The following is a 5,180-nucleotide window of genomic DNA, read 5'->3' as shown; positions in this document are numbered from 1 at the left end:
TCTAAGCGAAGCTATGCCGCAGGCTTTACGCTGCGAAGCGCGTAATTCGTAATTGTTTCTTCTCTCCCAGCTTTCTTACTCCGTCATCCCCCTCATCTCTTCACTCAGCACTCAGCGTCAGCCACAAACTGGTGAATCTGTCACTTTAACTATCTGAGTGTCTGGAAAGCGTTTAGGTCTTCCTGGTTTGCGTTTATGCCGTTGATTAATCGATTTTTCGCTGGCGGCTGCCAATTCCTCTGGTGTACATTTGAATAGACGTAAAGCATCCAAATACTTTTTGGGCGTCATTGTGGGTTCAGTACGTCCAGCTTCCCAGTTGCGAACACTGGTTTCACTAATTGCAAGTCTAAAGGCAACCTCTGCACGGCTAAGCCCAGCACGCTCTCTCAAGACTTGCATATCCATATCTCATGCTCCCTTGAAAAACTTTGAGTATTTTATTAAATCAATTGACATTTAATGTCAATGGAAAACCAAAAATTTATTAACCATATTCTTTTATGATAGCGATCGCTCTGCACTCTTGCAAACGGTAGGGATTAGGGACTGGGTTTTTCAAAACCTTTACAGCACAAGGATATTCATAAAATTTTAGGGATTTTAGCCAGTAGTATACGCCGTTAAAAATTCAAAATTGCAGACGTTATACCAATAATTCAAAATCCATACAAGAATCTGCTGTATAAACCCTAGACTCACATCTTGCATCTGCCAGTGAAAATAATGAGTCTGCCGCAATAAAGTTATAAAAATTACATATCTATTTGTCTCTGTATTTAGTCCATTTCTAATGGACTTTTGCTATAAGACAGGGATTTACAATCCCTGGCGGTAGAGAGCGAAGCCGAACAATTAGGTAAGTTTTGCGACTGACAGTTTGAAAGGTGCAAGATCTGAGTAGACAAGTCTAGACATTTATTTCTTACTTCAATGGGAGCATGGGAGTAGTTATCCCTCAGTAAGCTTCGTGATCCGCCAAGTGCTATAACGGGGGAGACCCCAACGCGAGTTGTTCATGGGGGAAACCACGCCACTCCCACGCCACTTGCTACAACGGGGGGAACCGTTTAGCATCTTGATTGAGATTATTTATTGGGTTTGAATGCTGAACCTCTTTTTCTCAGCAGTAAGCCAAAACTTAAGACTGCAAGACTAGCAAATTCAAAGGTGGGTTCAGGTATTTGTTTTGCGGATAAAACAGGTTGAATTTCCGAAGAAACAATATAATCAGTAAAGAAAGGCTTTCCAATATAATTAAGATAAGGAACTCCTACAATATTAGTAGTATATTCATCGAAATTTTCCAAAGTTGAAAAAGCCAATTTCAAATTATTAGAATTAAACCCGAAAGAACTTAAACTAGACACATCCAACCATTTCTGTTGTGGAATTTGGGCATTTCCAGAAAATATTAAATCAAACGAGTTCAACTCATTAGTGTAGATGAACCCATCGTTATCTTGATCCACGCCAGAAAATGAACCGGACAATATTCCTCCCTTTTCCCAACCTCCTTGTGTGAAAGTGTAGAACAGTTGTGCAGCCTTTACTTGGTTCATTGAAGTTCCTATCAAGCTGAAAATGCTGACAGTTGTTGCAATTACTATTTTTGAGAATGAGTTCATAGTTTCATTGGGAAAATTATTTCAGATTTTTCTCTGTTAAAAAAGGACAGATTATTTACTAAAGACAAGTCAACGTAATTCCTATTTGTTGCCAACAAGATAACTCTGCACAAATCACACCTAACTTTAGTTGTTCATCACTAGTAACAATTGTTATTCACCCAGAGGCGCTCCTTCTCGACGTGGGTCAGCGCCACTAATTAACCCTTGATTGGTCAACACAATTCCGTGTGAACCACTGGTTAATTGTATAACCCGCACTGTATGACCTTTGACTTCTAAGGCAGGCTTGAGGTTAACAACGTCTGTATTTGCTTCTAGTTCTGTCGGGCCATTACGACTACCAAAATTTGGTAATGATAATGCTTGCTGAATGTCCAATCCCCAATCTAGATGTGCTACTAAAGCTTTAGCAACATAATTAATAATTTGAGGCCCACCAGCCGAGCCAATGACCATCACTAGTTTGCCATTCCGGTCAAACACCATTATTGGGGCCATTGAACTTCTAGGTCGCTTTTTAGCTTCCACGCGATTAGCAACAGGCTTTCCATCTGTTGTGGGTGAAAAAGAGAAATCTGTTAATTGGTTATTGAGCAAGAAACCTCGCACCATCAATCTAGAACCAAAGGCATCTTCTATACTAGTAGTCATGGATACTGCATTACCTGCAGCATCGACAATTGCAATATGGCTAGTAGAGGGGAATTCTCTGGATTGATCTTGACCCCAGCGCCGAGCCTGCTGTAGCAATGGATTACCTGCTGTAGCTTCACCAATTGAAGTTTCGAGGCTAATTAATGCTGCCCGCAGCTTTAGGTAATAGGGATCAATTAATTCTTTAACAGGCACAGGTACAAAATCTGCATCAGCTATATACAAATTTCTATCAGCATAGGCTAGGCGTCCTGCTTCAGAAAATAAGTGAACTGCATCTACTGAGGCTGGTTTGATAGCTGCCAGATTAAATTGTTGAAGAATACCTAGAATTTGCAGCACGGTTAAACCACCAGAACTTGGAGGACCCATACCGCAGACTTTGTAAATTCGATAAGTGCCGCACACTGGCTCTCGTTGCTTGGCCTGATATTGTGCTAAGTCAGCAGTTGTTAAGTCTCCTGGTACGGCTGCTTGCGTTACTGTCGTTACAATGTCGCCAGCAATATTACCTTGATAAAAAGCATCAGCACCTCCGTTAGCAATCTGTTGCAGTACTTCAGCTAGAGGTAGGTTGATTAGTCTAGTACCGATTGGTTTTGGTGTGCCATCAACTCGGTAGAAATAGCTTTTAGCTGGCTCCAAACGAGATAGATATATATCGTTATTAAGCAGACTGTACAGACGTGGTGAAAGTGGAAAACCTTGTTGTGCTAGTTGAATCGCAGGTTGAAATAGTTGTGACCAAGGTAACTTTCCATGTTTACTGTGTGCCATTTCTAGCATCCGCAACACCCCAGGCACACCTACAGATTTGCCTCCAACAACAGCGTCATAAAACGCTAATGGTTTGCCTTGTGCATCCAGGAAACGATCTGGTTTCGCTGCGGCAGGAGCAGTTTCTCGACCATCATAAGTAAGCAGTTTTTTTGTTCGTGCGTTGTAGTAAACAAGGAAAGCACCGCCGCCAATACCTGAAGACTGTGGCTCTACCAAAGTCAGTACCATTTGCACAGCAATCGCAGCGTCAAGCGCACTTCCCCCACGGCGGAGAACATCACGCCCTGCTGCTGATGCTAATGGGTTTGCTGCTACTACCACATACTTTTTAGTCCGAACCGCTTCACGTTCTATCCGACCACTTCCTGTTTCAGGTGGAGGACGGTCTTGGGCTTTACCTACGATAGGTGGTAAGAGGGCAGCACTTAGGGCAAGGGCGAGCAAGCGAGAACTTAAGGCAAGTTTAGATGCAATAGTCAATGCTAAACTCCTGGTTTAATTTCAAACTTTACCGAATACAGCAGATACGGTTATCTGTGCGGAAAATTGCAATTCCTTACACTAAAACTAATGATTAGTAAGCTCTCAACTGGTCGCAGCGATCGCGAGTATTTGAAATTTGCGTTGTTGAGTTTTGTAGAAGAGAACAATCACATACAACAATACAAGTATTTGATAGATCAAGCAAGCATTATCTAGTAATATTACGTATCTTTTTTAAGAATTAAATACAAATATGGTCTGTCGAGAAAATGTATAAATTCTTTGTTAAGAATCAAAATTTTTGCTACTTTTACTGGTAAAGAGCAAATCCGCAAGAGCGATCGCCACCGCGTTCTATATTTGGGGGCCCTGGTAAGCTAATCTGCCTTTAACTTGCATAATCCTTTGCCTCAGAAAGACGCGGAGAGAAGTTGCGTGCGGGGGTTCCCCCCGTTGAGCAAACTTCGGAGGACGCGCTTAAGGGGAGACGCGGGGATGCAATTTGAATGATTATTAGCTTAAACTTACACCCTGTTTCAGCAACTCACGCGCAATTCATCTCTTACCTATATGCGCTGATTTTTAAAGAGATTTGCAAAGCGATCGCATTACAATAAATCAGAAAATACTAACTTTATCGAGTTTACCGAACCAATTATATTGTAATTCCCACCCCATTTATGAAATAGCAGCTAATGGTCGGAAATCATGAATTTTTCAGTGAACAAACCGAACTAACAAGCTGATTAATTATTAATACTATAGTAATCAAAGCAAGGATTTAAATCCTCAATTGATTGAGCCAAAAACTACCACTGAGACAAGGAATAAATTAATATGCTAGTTCGTTACAACCCCTGGGAAGAATTGAATGCTCTAGAACGTCACATCAACGGTTTGTTCGGAGATAGCAGAGTACCATCTACAGTTTTTGAAAAAGGTTTGATGAAAGTTCCAGCTGCTGAAATACAAGAAACTGAAGATGCAATTCATCTCAAGCTAGAACTGCCAGGTATGTCAGCTAAAGATCTAGATATTCAAGTAACCGCAGATGCTGTTCACATTAGCGGTGAACGGAAATCGGAAAATAAAACTGAAAACGATGGCACTACTAAGAGCGAATTTTATTACGGTAAATTCCAACGCGTAATTCCTCTGAAAGCTAGAATTCAAAATACCAATGTCACCGCAGAATACAAAGATGGTATTTTGAATTTGACACTGCCTAAAACCGAGCAAGAAAAGAACAAAGTTGTCAAGGTTAATTTAGAAGCAACTGCCTAAAAACAGTTGGGGAACGGGGAACTCTAATATCATGTCCGTTTCAAGACTTATGATTGGGCTGACGCGGAGATAGGGAGACGCGGGGACGCGGAGAAATTTTTATGATAAGTGATTAGCCGGACATGGTATAATCCCCACTCCCGGGGGGAGTGGGGATTAGAGGTAATGGGGAATTGGAGATGGGTGTTTGTTATTTCTCCCTCTGCCTCCCCTGCTCCTTCTTTCAAGGGTAGGTTTCTCATATTCAGTCTGAAAAAACCTATTTTTTCGTTCCGAAATCTTTCTCCGCGTCCCCCTTCGGGTGACGCTCGCAAGCTCGCTAACGCAGTCGCCTGCGGAGGGAAACCC

5 protein-coding genes are annotated in these 5,180 nt (G+C 41.7%); 2 read left to right on the top strand and 3 right to left on the bottom strand.

The genetic code is table 11. From position 1 onward, the window contains the following. Positions 1–117: 117 nt before the first annotated feature. The 3 genes from AC5JMF_RS29150 to ggt form a co-directional block, all read right to left on the bottom strand. Positions 118–408, bottom strand: a complete 291-nt coding sequence (locus AC5JMF_RS29150) for a helix-turn-helix domain-containing protein (RefSeq protein WP_495799191.1) — start codon at positions 406–408, stop codon at positions 118–120. A gap of 680 nt (positions 409–1,088) precedes the next feature. After that, the gene (locus AC5JMF_RS29145) at positions 1,089–1,628 is read right to left on the bottom strand and encodes a hypothetical protein (RefSeq protein WP_495799190.1); all 540 of its coding nucleotides are present in this window, start codon (positions 1,626–1,628) and stop codon (positions 1,089–1,091) included. 153 nt (positions 1,629–1,781) lie between these two features. Further along, the gene (ggt, locus tag AC5JMF_RS29140; protein WP_495799189.1) at positions 1,782–3,545 is read right to left on the bottom strand and encodes a gamma-glutamyltransferase; all 1,764 of its coding nucleotides are present in this window, start codon (positions 3,543–3,545) and stop codon (positions 1,782–1,784) included. A 90-nt stretch (positions 3,546–3,635) separates the two neighbouring features. Here ggt and AC5JMF_RS29135 point away from each other — a divergent pair, with 90 nt between their 5' ends. Both AC5JMF_RS29135 and AC5JMF_RS29130 read left to right on the top strand, forming a co-directional pair. Further along, a complete protein-coding gene (locus AC5JMF_RS29135) occupies positions 3,636–3,764 on the top strand; it encodes a hypothetical protein (RefSeq protein WP_495799188.1) in 129 nt (42 codons plus the stop codon). Positions 3,765–4,385: 621 nt separating this feature from the next. Next, positions 4,386–4,832 (top strand): Hsp20/alpha crystallin family protein, encoded by a 447-nt coding sequence (locus AC5JMF_RS29130; protein WP_495799187.1) that lies wholly within the window; start codon positions 4,386–4,388, stop codon positions 4,830–4,832. Positions 4,833–5,180: the final 348 nt, after the last annotated feature.

Source organism: Desmonostoc vinosum (genome assembly GCF_059505385.1).
Note: the sequence above shows the minus strand (reverse complement) of the source record. Positions and strands in the feature narration are given on the sequence as shown.

Bases quoted from the DNA above. Each gene is read 5' to 3' on its own strand.
- AC5JMF_RS29150 (WP_495799191.1), bottom strand. From the start codon at position 408: ATGGATATGCAAGTCTTGAGAGAGCGTGCTGGGCTTAGCCGTGCAGAG.
- AC5JMF_RS29145 (WP_495799190.1), bottom strand. From the start codon at position 1,628: ATGAACTCATTCTCAAAAATAGTAATTGCAACAACTGTCAGCATTTTC.
- AC5JMF_RS29135 (WP_495799188.1), top strand. From the start codon at position 3,636: ATGATTAGTAAGCTCTCAACTGGTCGCAGCGATCGCGAGTATTTGAAA.
- AC5JMF_RS29130 (WP_495799187.1), top strand. From the start codon at position 4,386: ATGCTAGTTCGTTACAACCCCTGGGAAGAATTGAATGCTCTAGAACGT.